The organism is Chromobacterium rhizoryzae, assembly GCF_020544465.1.
Taxonomy (GTDB): Bacteria; Pseudomonadota; Gammaproteobacteria; order Burkholderiales; family Chromobacteriaceae; genus Chromobacterium.
On the sequence record NZ_CP066126.1, the window covers coordinates 3,241,196 to 3,254,625 of the forward strand.

General features: G+C 65.6%; 16 protein-coding genes. 4 read left to right on the forward strand and 12 right to left on the reverse strand.

The window, feature by feature from the left end; translation table 11 throughout:
• Positions 1-139 precede the first annotated feature (139 nt).
• Positions 140-964 (forward strand): hypothetical protein, encoded by an 825-nt coding sequence (locus JC616_RS14470; RefSeq protein WP_227103851.1) that lies wholly within the window; start codon positions 140-142, stop codon positions 962-964.
• 96 nt (positions 965-1,060) lie between these two features.
• On the opposite strand, the gene JC616_RS14475 is transcribed toward JC616_RS14470, so the two are convergent.
• On the reverse strand, positions 1,061-1,843 hold the full coding sequence (locus tag JC616_RS14475; RefSeq protein WP_107799099.1) for an alpha/beta fold hydrolase: 783 nt from the start codon (positions 1,841-1,843) through the stop codon (positions 1,061-1,063).
• Between the two features lie 251 nt (positions 1,844-2,094).
• Here JC616_RS14475 and dsbD point away from each other — a divergent pair, with 251 nt between their 5' ends.
• The 3 genes from dsbD to JC616_RS14490 all read left to right on the forward strand — a co-directional run bounded on the left by dsbD (position 2,095) and on the right by JC616_RS14490 (position 5,704).
• On the forward strand, positions 2,095-3,849 hold the full coding sequence (gene dsbD, locus JC616_RS14480) for a protein-disulfide reductase DsbD (protein ID WP_256477518.1): 1,755 nt from the start codon (positions 2,095-2,097) through the stop codon (positions 3,847-3,849).
• Positions 3,850-3,939: 90 nt separating this feature from the next.
• The gene (locus JC616_RS14485; RefSeq protein ID WP_107799101.1) at positions 3,940-5,052 is read left to right on the forward strand and encodes an AI-2E family transporter; all 1,113 of its coding nucleotides are present in this window, start codon (positions 3,940-3,942) and stop codon (positions 5,050-5,052) included.
• 28 nt (positions 5,053-5,080) lie between these two features.
• Positions 5,081-5,704 (forward strand): LysE family translocator, encoded by a 624-nt coding sequence (locus tag JC616_RS14490; protein WP_227103853.1) that lies wholly within the window; start codon positions 5,081-5,083, stop codon positions 5,702-5,704.
• Positions 5,705-5,753: 49 nt separating this feature from the next.
• On the opposite strand, the gene JC616_RS14495 is transcribed toward JC616_RS14490, so the two are convergent.
• The 11 genes from JC616_RS14495 to JC616_RS14545 all read right to left on the reverse strand — a co-directional run bounded on the left by JC616_RS14495 (position 5,754) and on the right by JC616_RS14545 (position 13,419).
• Positions 5,754-6,089, reverse strand: coding sequence for a 2Fe-2S iron-sulfur cluster-binding protein (locus JC616_RS14495; protein ID WP_227103855.1), 336 nt, complete (start codon positions 6,087-6,089; stop codon positions 5,754-5,756).
• A gap of 3 nt (positions 6,090-6,092) precedes the next feature.
• Complete coding sequence (locus JC616_RS14500; RefSeq protein ID WP_227103857.1) at positions 6,093-7,286, reverse strand: molybdopterin molybdotransferase MoeA; 1,194 nt, start codon at positions 7,284-7,286, stop codon at positions 6,093-6,095.
• A complete protein-coding gene (gene mobB, locus JC616_RS14505) occupies positions 7,273-7,779 on the reverse strand; it encodes a molybdopterin-guanine dinucleotide biosynthesis protein B (RefSeq protein ID WP_227103859.1) in 507 nt (168 codons plus the stop codon). Before mobB ends, JC616_RS14500 begins: the two co-directional genes overlap by 14 nt.
• A gap of 226 nt (positions 7,780-8,005) precedes the next feature.
• Positions 8,006-8,218 carry a hypothetical protein gene (locus JC616_RS14510; RefSeq protein ID WP_048411263.1) on the reverse strand — a complete coding sequence of 71 codons (213 nt, stop codon included), beginning with the start codon at positions 8,216-8,218 and terminating at the stop codon, positions 8,006-8,008.
• A gap of 55 nt (positions 8,219-8,273) precedes the next feature.
• Positions 8,274-8,765 (reverse strand): DNA-deoxyinosine glycosylase, encoded by a 492-nt coding sequence (locus JC616_RS14515; RefSeq protein ID WP_227103861.1) that lies wholly within the window; start codon positions 8,763-8,765, stop codon positions 8,274-8,276.
• Entirely contained in the window at positions 8,762-9,364 is a 603-nt protein-coding gene (gene rnhB, locus JC616_RS14520) for a ribonuclease HII (RefSeq protein WP_227103863.1), read from the reverse strand. Before rnhB ends, JC616_RS14515 begins: the two co-directional genes overlap by 4 nt.
• Positions 9,361-10,533, reverse strand: coding sequence for a lipid-A-disaccharide synthase (gene lpxB / locus JC616_RS14525; protein ID WP_107799108.1), 1,173 nt, complete (start codon positions 10,531-10,533; stop codon positions 9,361-9,363). Before lpxB ends, rnhB begins: the two co-directional genes overlap by 4 nt.
• A 5-nt stretch (positions 10,534-10,538) precedes the next feature.
• Positions 10,539-11,315, reverse strand: a complete 777-nt coding sequence (lpxA, locus tag JC616_RS14530) for an acyl-ACP--UDP-N-acetylglucosamine O-acyltransferase (protein ID WP_227103865.1) — start codon at positions 11,313-11,315, stop codon at positions 10,539-10,541.
• Between the two features lie 2 nt (positions 11,316-11,317).
• Positions 11,318-11,770, reverse strand: coding sequence for a 3-hydroxyacyl-ACP dehydratase FabZ (fabZ, locus tag JC616_RS14535; RefSeq protein ID WP_019100286.1), 453 nt, complete (start codon positions 11,768-11,770; stop codon positions 11,318-11,320).
• Positions 11,763-12,827 (reverse strand): UDP-3-O-(3-hydroxymyristoyl)glucosamine N-acyltransferase, encoded by a 1,065-nt coding sequence (lpxD, locus tag JC616_RS14540; protein WP_107799109.1) that lies wholly within the window; start codon positions 12,825-12,827, stop codon positions 11,763-11,765. The genes fabZ and lpxD overlap by 8 nt, the downstream gene beginning before the upstream one ends.
• Positions 12,828-12,933: 106 nt before the next feature.
• The gene (locus JC616_RS14545) at positions 12,934-13,419 is read right to left on the reverse strand and encodes an OmpH family outer membrane protein (protein ID WP_227103867.1); all 486 of its coding nucleotides are present in this window, start codon (positions 13,417-13,419) and stop codon (positions 12,934-12,936) included.
• Positions 13,420-13,430 lie beyond the last annotated feature (11 nt).

Below are 13,430 nucleotides of genomic sequence, written 5' to 3' on the forward strand. Positions count from 1 at the left end.
AACCCACGCCAAGCGCCCATGCCGCCCGCCGTCGCTGAAGCGGCGTTCAGCTTTTGTCAGCCGCGCACATTTGCCACCGACATACAATCCATTCAGAGCGCGACACCGCCGCGCCATTCAACCGCAATGGAGTCATTCAATGTCGAACTATTGGGATTATATTGCCGAGTTTAAGAATGATATTGATGAGCTGCTGGAGAAGATCAGACAGCGCACCGATGAACTGTCGCGGGCCAATCATCACATTATCGCCGCCGTGGCCGACGAGAAAGAAAATCCGGCCAAGGGCGTGGTGTTTTATGCGCCGGCCAACCAGGGCAATATCCAGAAGAACAATGCCGGCTGGCAGAAACTCTATATCGAGGCCAAGCCCAAAGGCGACGATCAGGCCGCCTACAATACAGAATTATTCGACAAGATTCGCAACAAACTGAACAGCTTGTCGCCAGCCGAGGCTTTCGGCGCCAAGCTCTTGCTGTCGGACAGCAAGGGCGGCAAGGCCACCATCACCCTGTTCTATCCCACCACCCACATCAAACTGCCCGTCATCAAGCCGCCCATCCCGCTGCCTGCCTGGCTATACACCTGCTACTTCGAGCCCTATATCGAAAACGTGGCCGACAAGCTGAATTCCGCCCTGAATCTCAGCGGCCCTAGCTTCTCCCTGCTCGCTTACTCCGACGAGGACGGCTCGGACGCCAAAGGCGTCATTTATAACAAACTGGGACTGAGCAACCCCGAGCTGGCCCATGTCGGCCATGCTTGGGCGCTGAAAACCTATTCCAGCAAAGCCGGTGGCCGCGACCAAGCCACCTACAAGGCCGAGCTGTTCGACAAGATCAAGACCGACCTGAACTCCCTGCCGGAACAGCATCTGTTGTTGGCCCAGCTCTTCTTGACCGACCGCTCCGAAGGCAGAGCCCATATCGCCCTGCTCTACCCGCAAGAAATCCGCCCCATCTAGCCCGCCTGAAACCGGCGGCGCTTCGCCGCTCAAACGCAAGCCGCAGTCAAAACGGAAGCCCTGGGGCTTCCGTTTTTTGCGCCGCCGGATCCCGGCTCAGGCCTCCAGCAGATCCAGGATGCGCCGCGCCGTTTCCACCGGCCGTTCCAGCGGAAACAGATGGCTGCCCTGCTGCATCTGCACCTGGATATTGAAGTGCTTGCGCATGAAGCGCAGGTCCGCCGGTTTCAACACGTCGGAGCCGACGCCGGCGATAAAAGCCGCCGGCACTTTCAATTGGCCGCGATAACGCGGAAAATCATGCGGCAGCGAACAATAGATGTCATGTTCGATCCGCGGACGGAATTTAAGCTTGCGTCCGCCCTGGCCGTCGTCCACCGTGCCGTGCTCGGCGTAGTCAGCCAGGCAGTCCGGATCGAAGCGGGCGAACATGGACTTGCGGGCGAAGTAGTCGTGAACCATGGCCACCGACGCCCAGTTGTCGCGCCGCTTCAGGGTGTTGCCGCCCGGGGTGATGCGATCGATGAAGCCCAGCTTCTTGGCCAGCCAGATGCCGCGCGAGCGGAACGGCCCCATCAGCGGCGAATCCAGGATCACGATGCGCTTGAACAGCTCCGGCCGGCGCAAGGCGGCGTAGAACATCAGGAAGCCGCCCAGAGAATGGCCGACGCCGACGATAGGGCCCTGATAGTGGCTTTCGATGTGGGCGATGGTTTCCTCCACCAGATGCGGCCAGCAGTCGGTGACCGGATAGGCCGGATCGTGGCCGATGGCGTCGAGGAAGCCCACCTGGCAGCGCTCGCCCAGCGCGTCCAGGAATTTGCGGTAAACCGAGGCCGGGAAACTGTTGGCATGAGCAAAGTGAATCGTTTCTCGCATGATGTCTGGTGTTGCGCCCTAGTTTTTATATAAATATTCTATCTTACCGTTTGCCCGTTATTTGAATTTAATGCATATTGTTTTCGCATAGCAAGACGCGGCCGCGACCAAGTCCGCCGCCTTCCGCACCCCGCCCGGCCGCCATGGAACCAATGCCTGCGCGCGCCGGTCATTCAAACGCTAACGACCATAAACCATAGAGTCATCCCGTGCCAATCAACTTATCGCTACTCTCATCCCGGATCGTGGGCTTGCTCGCGGTCACGCTGGCCTGCCTGGGCTTGAGCCTGCCCGCGCACGCCGTCAACCAGGACGACTTGCTGCCGGCCGAACAAGCCTTCGCTGCCAAGGTTGAGCGCGCCGGCGACCAGCTTCAGCTGACGCTGGACGTGGCCCCCGGCTACTACCTGTACCGCGACCGCACCCAGATCAGCAGCCAGCCGGCCAATCTGGTGGGCGCGCCGCAATTCCCCGCCGGCAAGGAAAAGAACGACCAGTACTTCGGCAAGCAGACCGTGTTCATCGGCAAGAACGTGGTGACCGTGCCCCTGCAGCCCAACGCGCCGGCCGAATTCGAACTGCAGGTCAAACTGCAAGGCTGCGCCGACGCCGGCGTGTGCTACCCGCCCTACACCCACAAGCTCAAGGTGGGCGGCACGCCGGCCGCCGGCGGCAAGCTAGGCGAATGGCTGTCGGAGGCCTCCCCGCAGGGAAAGTCCTCGGCCGGCAACAATGAGCTGGCAGCCCAGGGTTGGCTGACCACATTGGGCACCTTTCTGCTGGCGGGCATAGGCATGGCCTTCACCGCCTGCATGTATCCGCTACTGCCCATCGTTTCCTCATTGATTGCCGGCCAGGGCGCAACGCTGACCCGCCGCCGCGGTTTCCTGTTGTCCTTCACCTATGTGCAAGGCCTGGCGCTGACCTATACCCTGGTCGGCGTGGTCGCCGGCCTCACCGGCGCGCTGCTGACCGTGTGGCTGCAACAGCCGGCGGTGGTGCTGAGCGCCAGCGCGCTGATGGTGGTGTTCGCGCTGTCCATGTTCGATCTGTTCACCATCCAGCTGCCGTCGGCGCTGCAGTCGCGGCTGGCCGACACCTCCAACCGCATGTCCGGCGGCAAGTTCGCCACCGTGTTCATCATGGGCGCGCTGTCCGCGCTGATCATCGGCCCCTGCGTCGCGCCGCCGCTGGCGCTGGCGCTGGGCTATATCGGCAGCACCGGCGACGCCGCGCTGGGCGGGGCCGCGCTGTACGCGATGGCGCTGGGCCTGGGCCTGCCGCTGATCCTGATCGGCACCTTCGGCGGCCAGGTGCTGCCGCGCGCCGGCGGCTGGATGAAAACCGTCAAGGCCTGCTTCGGCGTGGTGATGCTGGGCCTGGCCATCTGGCTGGCCACGCCCTTCCTGCCGGGCGCGCTGGTGATGCTGCTGTGGGCCTTGCTGCTGATAGGCAGCGCGGTGTCCCTGGGCGCGCTGGAAGCGCTGCCCGGCAACGCCGGCGCGCCGCGGCGGCTGGGCAAGGCCGCCGGCGTGGCGCTGCTGCTGATAGGCGCGGCCCAATTGGCCGGCCTGCTGGCCGGCGCCGACAACCCGCGCTACCCCTTGCGCTGGCTGGGCCAGGGCCAGGCGGAAGCCAAGGCCGCCGCCGTGTTCCAGCCGGTGGCGAACAGCGCTCAGCTGGACGCGCTGCTGGCCAGGGCCAAGACGGAGGGCAAGCCGCTGCTGCTGGACTTCTACGCCGACTGGTGCGTGTCCTGCAAGGAGATGGAGGCGGAAACCTTCCCGGACGCCGCGGTCAGCCGCCAGATGCAGGGCTATGTGCTGGCCAAGGCCGACGTGACCGCCAACAACGCCGAGCACCAGGCGCTGCTCAAACGCTTCGGCCTGTTCGGCCCGCCGGGCATCATCCTGTTCGACAAGCTGGGCCAGGAGGCGGACCGCGTGATCGGCTTCACCCCGGCGGAAGCCTTCGCCAAGACCTTGGCGGCGGCGAATCCGCAATAGCCGCAAGCGCCAATTGCATTCACGCCCATTGCATTGCAGAATCAGCGGGCCGGTCTTCCGATCGGCCCGTTTTCATTTTCCGAGAGCCCCATGGCCATCAATAAAGCGTTCTCCAATGTCAGCATTCTGGCCGTGTTCCAGATCGCCATCATCGCCCTGCTGGTGATGTCTTGCCTGCGCGTGATCCAACCCTTTCTCGGCGCCCTGACCTGGGCCTCCATCATCGCCATTTCCGCCTGGCCGCTGCATTGCCGGCTGCGGCAAAAACTGGGGGAGCGCCACAAGCTGGCCGCCCTGCTCATCGTGCTGGCGCTGGCGCTGGCGCTGGCCATCCCCATCGGCCTGATGGCGCTGACCTTGGCGGACACCCTGCCCCATCTGTCCGGCCTCACCCATGATCTGACCCAGCTGACCCTGCCCAACGCGCCGGCCTGGCTGGCCAATATCCCGGTGGTGGGCGAAAGCCTGCAAAAGCTGTGGGGCAGTGTGCAGGCCGACTTGCCCGGCTTCTTCGAAAAGATCCGCCCGGCGGTGAACCAGGGTGCGCTGTGGCTGTTGTCCGGCGGCGCCAATCTCAGCCTGAGCCTGCTGGAGATCGTGCTGGCCATCATTGTGTCCGGCCTGCTGTTGATCAACGGCGACCGGCTGTGGGACATGGTGGAGCTGATCGTGATCAAGCTGGGCGGCGCGCCGGCCGGCGAACTGCCGGACGTGATCGCCCGCACCATACGCAGCGTCACCACCGGGGTGGTGGGCACCGCGCTGGCGCAGACCATTCTGTGCGTGATCGGCCTCTTGATCGCCGGCGTGCCCGGCGCGCTGGTGCTGGGCTTCCTCTGCTTCATCGTCGCGGTGGCGCAGATGCCGACGCTGATCGTCTGGCTGCCGGCCGCCGCCTGGGTGTTTTACATCGGCAACACCGGCCTGGGCATCTTTCTGCTGGTCTGGGGCTTTTTGCTGATCAACACCATAGACAACATCCTGAAGCCCTTGCTGATCAGCCAGGGCGCGCAGATGCCGCTGTCGCTGATCTTCCTGGGCGTGATCGGCGGCCTGATCGCCTGGGGGGTGATAGGCCTGTTCATCGGCCCCACCCTGCTGGCGGTGGCCCTGACCATGCTGCGCCACTGGCTGCGTCCGGAATGTCCGGAACCCAAGGCCGGCGAGGCCGAAGCGCGCGGCGAGCGGCAGACCGCGGATTAAGAGATCGATACCGGACGGAGACTTGTTCATGACTTTCGCCACCCTGCTCGCCTTCGCCTTCATCATGTCCGTCGGCATTCTCACCCCGGGGCCGACGGTGTTGCTCGCGCTGAGCAACGGTTCCCGCTTCGGTCTGCGCTACGCGCTGTACGGCATGCTGGGCGCGGTCTTGGCCGACTTGCTGCTGGTGCTGTTGGTGGGTCTGGGTTTCGGCGCGCTGCTGGCGGCGTCCGAAACGCTATTTCAGATCGTCAAATGGCTGGGCGTGACTTTTCTCGCCTATGTCGGCCTGCAGATGCTACGCGCCAAAGACGGGCCGGCCTTGATCCGAGACGCCGCGCGCCAGCCTTCGCGCGGGGCCGCCGTCGCCAAAAGCTTTTCCGTGGCCATGGGCAACCCCAAGTATTATTTCTTCATGTCCGCGCTATTGCCTCAGTTCGTCTCGCCGGCCGAAGCCCAGTTGCCCCAGTACCTGGCCTTGGCCGCCGTGATCGTGGCGATAGACGTGTTGGCGATGAGCGGCTACGCGCTGCTGGGCGCGAAGTCTCTGCAACTGTGGCGGGAAAACGGCGTGAAGTGGCTGAACCGCATCAGCGGCGGCACCTTGCTGGCTTTGGCGGGGTCGATCGCGCTGTACCGCAGGAGCGCTTGAGCGCCCAATGCAATAAACAAGGGCCCCTACGGGCCCTTTTTGTTGGCGCTCAAAACGCCGGACACTCCACTTCCCAATCCTCCTCGCTCAGATGCAGGTGGCAGGCCAGCCGCCAAGGCCGCGCCTCGGTCCAGCATTCGCTGGCGGCCTGAGCCGCGTCTATGGCGCCGGCGCGCAGCAGCACATTGCGTTCCTTACGGCTGGGCCGCTGCTCCGCCTCCGGCGTCGCCAGCCTCACCTTGCAGGTGCCGCAAGTGCCCTGGCCGCAACGCCAGTGCAGGGGCACGTCCGCCAGCCGCGCCAGGTCCAGCAGATTGTCTCCGGGCATGGCCTGCTGCTCGCCGAGCAGCGCGCCGGTTTCATCGACGAAGCGGACGACGGGCACGGCTTACTGCACCAGCGGCAGATAGACCAGCATGTCGCCGCGCGCCACCGCCTGGCCCGGCTCCAGCCGCACCAGGCCATCGGCCCAGGCGCAGGACATCAGCACGCCGGAGCCTTGCTGCGGGTACAGTTCCAGCTGCCAGCGGCCGTCGACGCACACGCGCCGCACGCGGATGAACTCGCTGCGGCGCGCGTCCGGCCGGGTCCAGTCGAAGGCCGCCGGATACGGGCCTTCCGGCGCCAGCGCCGAGACCGGCAGGCCGGCGCGCCGTTCCAGGAAGGCGCGCGCCAGCACCTGGAAGGTGACGAAGCCGGACACCGGATTGCCCGGCAGGCCGATGAAGTCCGCCTGCCCCACCTTGCCGTAAGCCAGCGGCTTGCCCGGCTTGATCGCCAGCTTCCACAGGTCCAACGAGCCCTCGGCCTCCACCGCGGCCTTGACGTGGTCTTCCTCGCCCACCGACACCCCGCCGCAGGTCATGATCACGTCGGCGGCGTCGGCGGCGTCGCGCAGCGCCTCTCGGGTGGCGCCCAGGGAATCGCGGACGATGCCCAGATCGATCACCTCGCAGCCCAGGCGCATCAGCGCCGGCGCCAGCCAGTAGCGGTTGGAGTTGTAGATCTGGCCGGCGGCCAGCGGCCGGCCCGGCTCCACCAGTTCGTCGCCGGTGAAGAACACCGCCACCCGCAGCGGGCGGCGCACCGTCAGCGTTTCCACGCCGATGGACGCGGCCAGGCCGATGTCGGCCGGGTTCAGCACTTTGCCGGCCGGCAGGATTTCCTGGCCGGCGCGGATGTCCTCGCCGCGACGGCGGATGTTCTGGCCGGCGCTGGCCGGTTGGCTGAAGCTCACCGTGCCGTCGGCGGCGGTTTCCGCCTGTTCCTGCATGATGACGGCGTCCGCGCCGGGCGGAATGGGCGCGCCGGTGAAGATGCGCGCCACGCTGCCGGCGGCCAGCGCCTGCGGCACGCTGCCGGCCGGCACCCGCTGCGACACCGGCATCGCCGCCGCTTGTTCGTCGGCGCGCAAGGCGTAGCCGTCCATCGCGCTATTGTCGTGCGGCGGCACGTCCAGCGTGGCCAGCACAGGCTCGGCCAGCACGCGGCCGGCGGCGGCCAGCAATTCGACTTGTTCGGTGGCGCTCAGCGGCTGGGCGCGCTCCAGCAGCCAGTCACGGGCTTGTTCAAAGCTCAGCATGGGGCAGATCCAATCGTGAAATCAGGAAGGCGGCGACGGCGTCGACGTCGTCGCGGTGAAACCAGGGAAGGTCCAGCGTTTGCGGCAGATCGCCGACCACGGCCAGAACTTGCGGATCAACAGGATGCAAGGCCGGCGCGGCCAGCGCGCTGTTGACCACTTCTATCTTGGGAATGGCTTCGTGTTTGAAGCCTTCGGCCAATACCAGATCGCAAGGGCCCAGCATGGCCAGGTGGGCGGCCAGCGGCAGATCGTTGCTGTCCGCCAACTCCTCCACCAGCATGCGACGGCGGGCCGAGGCCAGCAGCACTTGCGCGGCGCCGGCCTGGCGATGCCGCCAGCTGTCCTTGCCCGGCGTGTCCCAGTCCACGTCGTGGTGGGTGTGTTTGACCACGGCGACGCGCAGGCCGCGGGCGGTCAGACGGGGAATCAGTTTTTCCAGCAAGGTGGTCTTGCCGCTGCCGGAATAGCCGGCGAAACCCAATACATGCATAGCGCCGACGCCCCCATAAAGATTCAGGCGGCCATGATAGCATGGCCGCCTGCGGGCTTGACTCCTACCAAAGAGCTAGCCGCCTAGAGCATGTTTACGATCCTGCGAGCTAGAGCGAGACAAGGCGAAAACAGCTGAGAAAGCGGAGCGTACATACAGTACGTGAGCATTTCGAAGTTGTTTTCAACGCCGTATCGCCGAAGCGCAGCAGATCGTAAACGGGCTCTTAGGCCGCGTGAGCGAGCTTACCGGCCTGCTCCGGCGTTTCAAAACGTTTCCAGTCCACGATCATCACCTGGGTCAGGCCGCAGTCCACCGCCAGCTGCGCCTCGATCTCCTCCAGCACCTGATGGCAATGGATCACGCCGTTGATCACCACTTCGGCCCGGCGCATCACGCTGTCGTCCGGCGTGACAAACCATATGCAGTAATGGCCCATATTCGCTCCCCCAGGTGGTTTCATCGCGACGGCCGACGCATTGTCCCGCCGTCAACTACAAATATCGTCCCAGTTGCCGCCAAACTTCAAGTTTTCTGTCAAAGGCCAGGGTATGCGCCGGGCTGGAAGAAGGCAAGGCCAGGATGTCCAGCCCCAGACCGTCCAGCTGTCCGGCCGCGCGCGCAGCGGTGGCGCCGTTGAAGGCGACCGCGCGCAACCGCGGCAGGCTTTGCGCCAGTTCCCGCAGATCGTTGGCCTGCTGATCGCGGATGTCGGCGTCCAGGCTGCCGCGCCGCCGCGCGCTGGCGATCACGTCCCATAAGGCCACGCCGGCCTGTTGCAGCGCGTTCAGACGTTCGGCGTAGGCCAGCTCGACCAGCGGCCGGCCGGTGATCGCCTGCAGCAGCGGCCAGAATTGATTGCGGGGATGAGCGTAGTACTGGCCGGCCTGCAAGGAGGCGTCGCCGGGCAAGGAGCCCAGCACCAAGACGCGGGCGTCCGGCCGCGCCACCGGCGGGAAACAGGATTTGGCGGCCGCGCCGCTCAAAACAGCTGCCCCTGCTGACGCAGCAGCCAGGCCTTGACCGGGCCGAAGCTTTTGCGATGCGCCGGCAAGGCGCCGTGCTGCTCCAGCGCGGCCAGGTGTTCGGCGGTGGGGTAGCCTTTGTGGCGGGCGAAGCCGTATTGCGGATGCAGGGCGTCCAGCGCCACCAGTTCGGCGTCGCGCGCGGTCTTGGCCAGGATGGAGGCGGCGGAGATGGCCACCACCTTGGCGTCGCCCTTGACGATGGCTTCTCCCGGCACCGGCAGGCCCTTGGGCACGCGGTTGCCGTCGATCAGCGCGCGCGTCGCCTGCGGCTGCAGGCCTTGCACCGCCCGCGTCATCGCCAGCATGGTGGCGTGCAGGATGTTGAGCGTGTCGATTTCCTCGACGCTGGCGCTGGCGATGCACCAGGCCAGCGCGTCGCGCTTGATCAGCGGCGCCAGTTCATCGCGGCGGGCCTCGCTCAGCACTTTGGAATCGGCCAGGCCGGCGATGGGCTTGGCCGGGTCCAGAATCACCGCGGCGGCGAACACCGCGCCGGCCAGCGGACCGCGGCCGGCTTCGTCGACGCCGGCGATCCGCTCAAGATCCAGCCCGCTCATTGCCGCCCCGCCACTTGCAACACCGCGTCCGCGGCCAGCGCGGCGGTGTCCTGGCGCAGCGACTGATGCAGCTCGGTGAAGGTCTGCACCATCTCGCGGCGCGCGTCCTGATCTTCGTACAGCCTTTGCATCTCCGCCGCCAGCTTGGCCGGCGTGGCCTGTTTCTGCAGCAGTTCCGGCACCACGAAGCGGCCGCACAGGATATTGGGCAGGCCGACGTAGGGCAGACGGATCTTGCGTTTGACCAGGCGGTAAGTCAGCGGGGACAGCTTGTAGCTGATCACCATCGGCTTCTTGGTCAGCGCCACTTCCAGCGTGGCGGTGCCGCTGGTGACCAGCACCGCGTCGCTGGCGATCATCGCCATCTGCGCGTGGCCGAACAGCTTGCGCAAGGGCAGATCCCAGCCCTTGCAGCGGCTCAACATGCGGTCGAACAGCTCCATGGTGGGGCGGGTGGCCAGCGGCACCAGGAACTGGGCGTCCGGATAGCTTTTCAGCAGCAGCTTGGCGGTTTCGATGTACAGCGGCGCCATGTGCTCCAGTTCGCCGATGCGGCTGCCCGGCATCAGGGTGAACACCGGCGCGCGCTGCGGCAGCCCCAGCTGCTCGCGCATCGCGCCCTGATCCGGGCGCAGCGGAATCTCGCTGGCCAGCGGGTGGCCGACATAGGTGACCGGCACCCCGGCCTGACGGTATAAGGGCGGCTCCATCGGGAACAGGCACAGCATGTGGCTGACGCTGCGGCCTATCTTCTGCACCCGCTCCGGCCGCCAGGCCCAGACCGAGGGGCTGACGTAGTGAACGGTGGGAATGCCGGCGCGCTTGAGCGCGGCCTCCAGGTCCAGATTGAAGTCCGGCGCGTCGATGCCGATGAAAACGTCCGGCTTTTCCGCGATCAGGCGGTCGCGCAGAGTGCGGCGGATACGCAGCAGTTCCGGCAGGCGCTTGAGCACTTCGGCATAGCCCATCACCGCCAGCCGGCTTTGCGGCGCATGGCTGACAAAACCTCTGGCCTCCATCCGCGGGCCGCCGATGCCGGCGAACTCGATGTCGGGATAGCGCGCCAGCAGCGCGTCCATCAGGTGGGCGGCAAGAAGGTCGCCAGAGGCTTCCCCAGCCACCATGGCGACCTTCAGTGCCCGCTTGCTTTTAAACAAAGTGTCGGGCATGGATCTCAGCGAATGATGCCTCTGGCGGACTGGCCAAAGAAGCGGGTGAACGGAGCCAGTTCATCGTGGCCGGCGGCGGCTTCCGCCAGGATGGCGGCCTTGGCGTCCTCGAAGGACAGGCCCTGGCGGTACAGCGTCTTGTAGACGCCCCGCACGCGGCGGATCTGCTCGGCGCTGAAGCCGCGGCGCTTCATGCCTTCGGCGTTGATGCCGGAGGGCACCGCGCGGTTGCCGTGCGCCATCACGAACGGCGGCACGTCCTGGGCCACGGCGCTGGCGAAGGCGGTCATCGCATGCTCGCCGATGATGGCGAACTGGTGCACGCTGGTGAAGCCGCCCAGAATCACCCAGTCGCCCAGCTGCACATGGCCGGCCAGCGTGGCGTTGTTGGCCAGGATCACGTTATTGCCCACCTGGCAGTCATGCGCGACGTGCACATAGGCCATCACCCAGTTGTCGTTGCCGACGCGGGTCACGCCCGCGTCCTGGGCGGTGCCGGTGTTGAAGGTGCAGAATTCGCGAATGGTGTTGTTGTCGCCGATTTCCAGACGGGTCGGCTCGCCGGCGTACTTCTTGTCCTGCGGCTGGGCGCCCAGCGAACAGAACTGGAAGATGCGGTTGTTCTTGCCGATGGCGGTGTGGCCCTCGATCACCACGTGAGGGCCCACCCAGCTGCCGCTGCCGATGCTGACGTTGGGGCCGATGATGGTGTAAGGGCCGATTTCCACGTCGTCGGCGATCTGAGCCTTGGGGTCGACGATGGCGGTTGGATGGATGGCCATGATCACACCTCGCGCTTGGCGCACATGATTTCGGCTTCGCAAGCCAGTTGGCCGTCCACCAGCGCGCGGGCGGAATACTTGCCGATGCCGCGCTTGCTGGTGATCAGTTCCACTTCGAAGGTCAGCTGGTCGCCCGGCACCACTTGGCGCTTGAAGCGGGCGTTGTCGATGCCGACGAAGAAATACAGCTCGTTCTCGGCGCGCTCGCCCTGGCTGCGGATGGCCAGGATGCCGGCGGCCTGGGCCATCGCCTCGATGATCAGCACGCCCGGCATCACCGGGTATTGCTCGAAGTGGCCGACGAAGAACGGCTCGTTGATGGTGACGTTCTTCAGCGCCTTGATGCGCTTGTTTTCCTCGAACTCGGTGACACGGTCCACCAGCAGGAAAGGATAGCGATGCGGCAGATAGCGCATGATCTCGCGGACATCGATGGTGACGGCGTGTTCAGACATTGGGGGATTCCTCCTGATTCTTCATTTCTTTGAGCTCGCGCTCGAGCTGCTTGAGCCGCTTGGCCATATCGTCCAGATGACGGACGTGCACGGCGTTGGCCAGCCACTCTTTCATAGGTTGCAAGGGGTAAGACGAGGCGTAAGTGCCCGGCGTCTTGATCGACTTCGACACCAGGGTGCCGCCGCCGATATGAGTTTTGTCCGTAATCTCGATGTGGCCGACGAACATCGCCGCGCCGCCCACGGTGCAATAAGCGCCGATCTTGGCGCTGCCGGCGATGCCGACGCAGCCGGCGATGGCGGAATGCTCGCCGATCTGCACGTTATGGGCGATCTGTACCAGATTATCCACCTTGGCGCCCTTGCGGATCACGGTGTCCGCCATCGCGCCGCGGTCCACCGTGGTGTTGGCGCCGATTTCCACGTCGTCCTCAATGATGACGCGGCCGGTTTGCGGAATTTTGAACCAGTGATCCTTATCCCAGGCCAGACCGAAGCCGTCGGCGCCGATCACGCTGCCGGAGTGCACGCCCACGCGGTGGCCCAGCACGCAGCCGTGATAAAGCGTGACGTTGGGATAGAGCACTACATCGTCGCCCAGCACGCAGTCGTCGCCCACCACCACGCCCGGCATCAGCCGGCAGCGCTCGCCGATGACCGCGTTGCGGCCGATGCTGACGTGCTCGCGCACCTCCGCGCTGGCCGCCACCCGCGCGCCCTCGCCCAGCACCGCGCTGGGATGCACGCCGGCGCGGGCCAGCGGCTGCGGGTGGAATAGCGCGGCCAACCGCGCGAAGTAGAGATAAGGGTCCGCGGCGACGATCCAGGAGCGCTGCTTCCAGACCTCGGTCTGCGCCAGCTCTTCCGCCATCTTGGGCGCGACGATCACCGCGCTGGCGGCGCTGTCGTCCAGCTGCTTGCGATACTTGGGATTGGCCAGAAAGGCGATGTCGCCGGCCGCGGCCGCTTCCAGCGGCGCCAGGCGGCCCACCGTCAGGTCCGGGCCGGCCAGTTCGCCGCCCAGCTGCCCGGTAATGAATGAGAGGGTATAAGCCATCAAAAACGAAAGCCGACCTGGGGTCGGCTTGCTCCCGTAATGTGAGTTGGCGCGCGGCCATGGCCGCGCGCATTCGGAACGGCCCTTGCGCCGCCCCGCCCTGCCTTCAGCGGTCCAGTTCTTTCAGAACCTTGGGCGTCAGGTCGTACTTGGGGTTCACATACACCACGTCTTGCAGGATCAGGTCGTACTGCTCGCGCTCGGCAAGCTGCTTGAGCGCGCGATTGGCCCGCTCCTGCACCGAAGCGAACTCCTCGTTGCGGCGCTGGTTGAAGTCCTCGGACAGCTCGCGGCCCTTGGCCCGGTAATCCCGGTCCAGCGCCGCGTATTCACGCTCGTAGCGCTTGCGGTCGTCGGAATTCAAGCTGCTCTTGGCCAGCTGAGACTCCAGCTCCTTGGCGCGCGCCTCCATCTTCTTCAGCTCGTTGCGCCGCTCGCCAAACTCCTTGTCCAGACGTTTCTGGATGGCGATCGCCGGCGCCGCTTCGCGATAGATGCGCTCGGTGTTGACATAGCCCATTTTGAGATCGGCCGCCTGGGCCGACATAGCGACTGCCGATACGATGGCGGCCGCCCACAGCAATGCTTTCATATAACAACCCC

Bases quoted from the DNA above. Each gene is read 5' to 3' on its own strand.
- JC616_RS14475 (WP_107799099.1), bottom strand. From the start codon at position 1,843: ATGCGAGAAACGATTCACTTTGCTCATGCCAACAGTTTCCCGGCCTCG.
- JC616_RS14545 (WP_227103867.1), bottom strand. From the start codon at position 13,419: ATGAAAGCATTGCTGTGGGCGGCCGCCATCGTATCGGCAGTCGCTATG.
- lpxA (WP_227103865.1), bottom strand. From the start codon at position 11,315: ATGGCCATCCATCCAACCGCCATCGTCGACCCCAAGGCTCAGATCGCC.
- lpxB (WP_107799108.1), bottom strand. From the start codon at position 10,533: ATGCCCGACACTTTGTTTAAAAGCAAGCGGGCACTGAAGGTCGCCATG.
- JC616_RS14490 (WP_227103853.1), top strand. From the start codon at position 5,081: ATGACTTTCGCCACCCTGCTCGCCTTCGCCTTCATCATGTCCGTCGGC.
- mobB (WP_227103859.1), bottom strand. From the start codon at position 7,779: ATGCATGTATTGGGTTTCGCCGGCTATTCCGGCAGCGGCAAGACCACC.
- lpxD (WP_107799109.1), bottom strand. From the start codon at position 12,827: ATGGCTTATACCCTCTCATTCATTACCGGGCAGCTGGGCGGCGAACTG.
- JC616_RS14485 (WP_107799101.1), top strand. From the start codon at position 3,940: ATGGCCATCAATAAAGCGTTCTCCAATGTCAGCATTCTGGCCGTGTTC.
- fabZ (WP_019100286.1), bottom strand. From the start codon at position 11,770: ATGTCTGAACACGCCGTCACCATCGATGTCCGCGAGATCATGCGCTAT.
- JC616_RS14470 (WP_227103851.1), top strand. From the start codon at position 140: ATGTCGAACTATTGGGATTATATTGCCGAGTTTAAGAATGATATTGAT.
- JC616_RS14500 (WP_227103857.1), bottom strand. From the start codon at position 7,286: ATGCTGAGCTTTGAACAAGCCCGTGACTGGCTGCTGGAGCGCGCCCAG.
- JC616_RS14510 (WP_048411263.1), bottom strand. From the start codon at position 8,218: ATGGGCCATTACTGCATATGGTTTGTCACGCCGGACGACAGCGTGATG.
- rnhB (WP_227103863.1), bottom strand. From the start codon at position 9,364: ATGAGCGGGCTGGATCTTGAGCGGATCGCCGGCGTCGACGAAGCCGGC.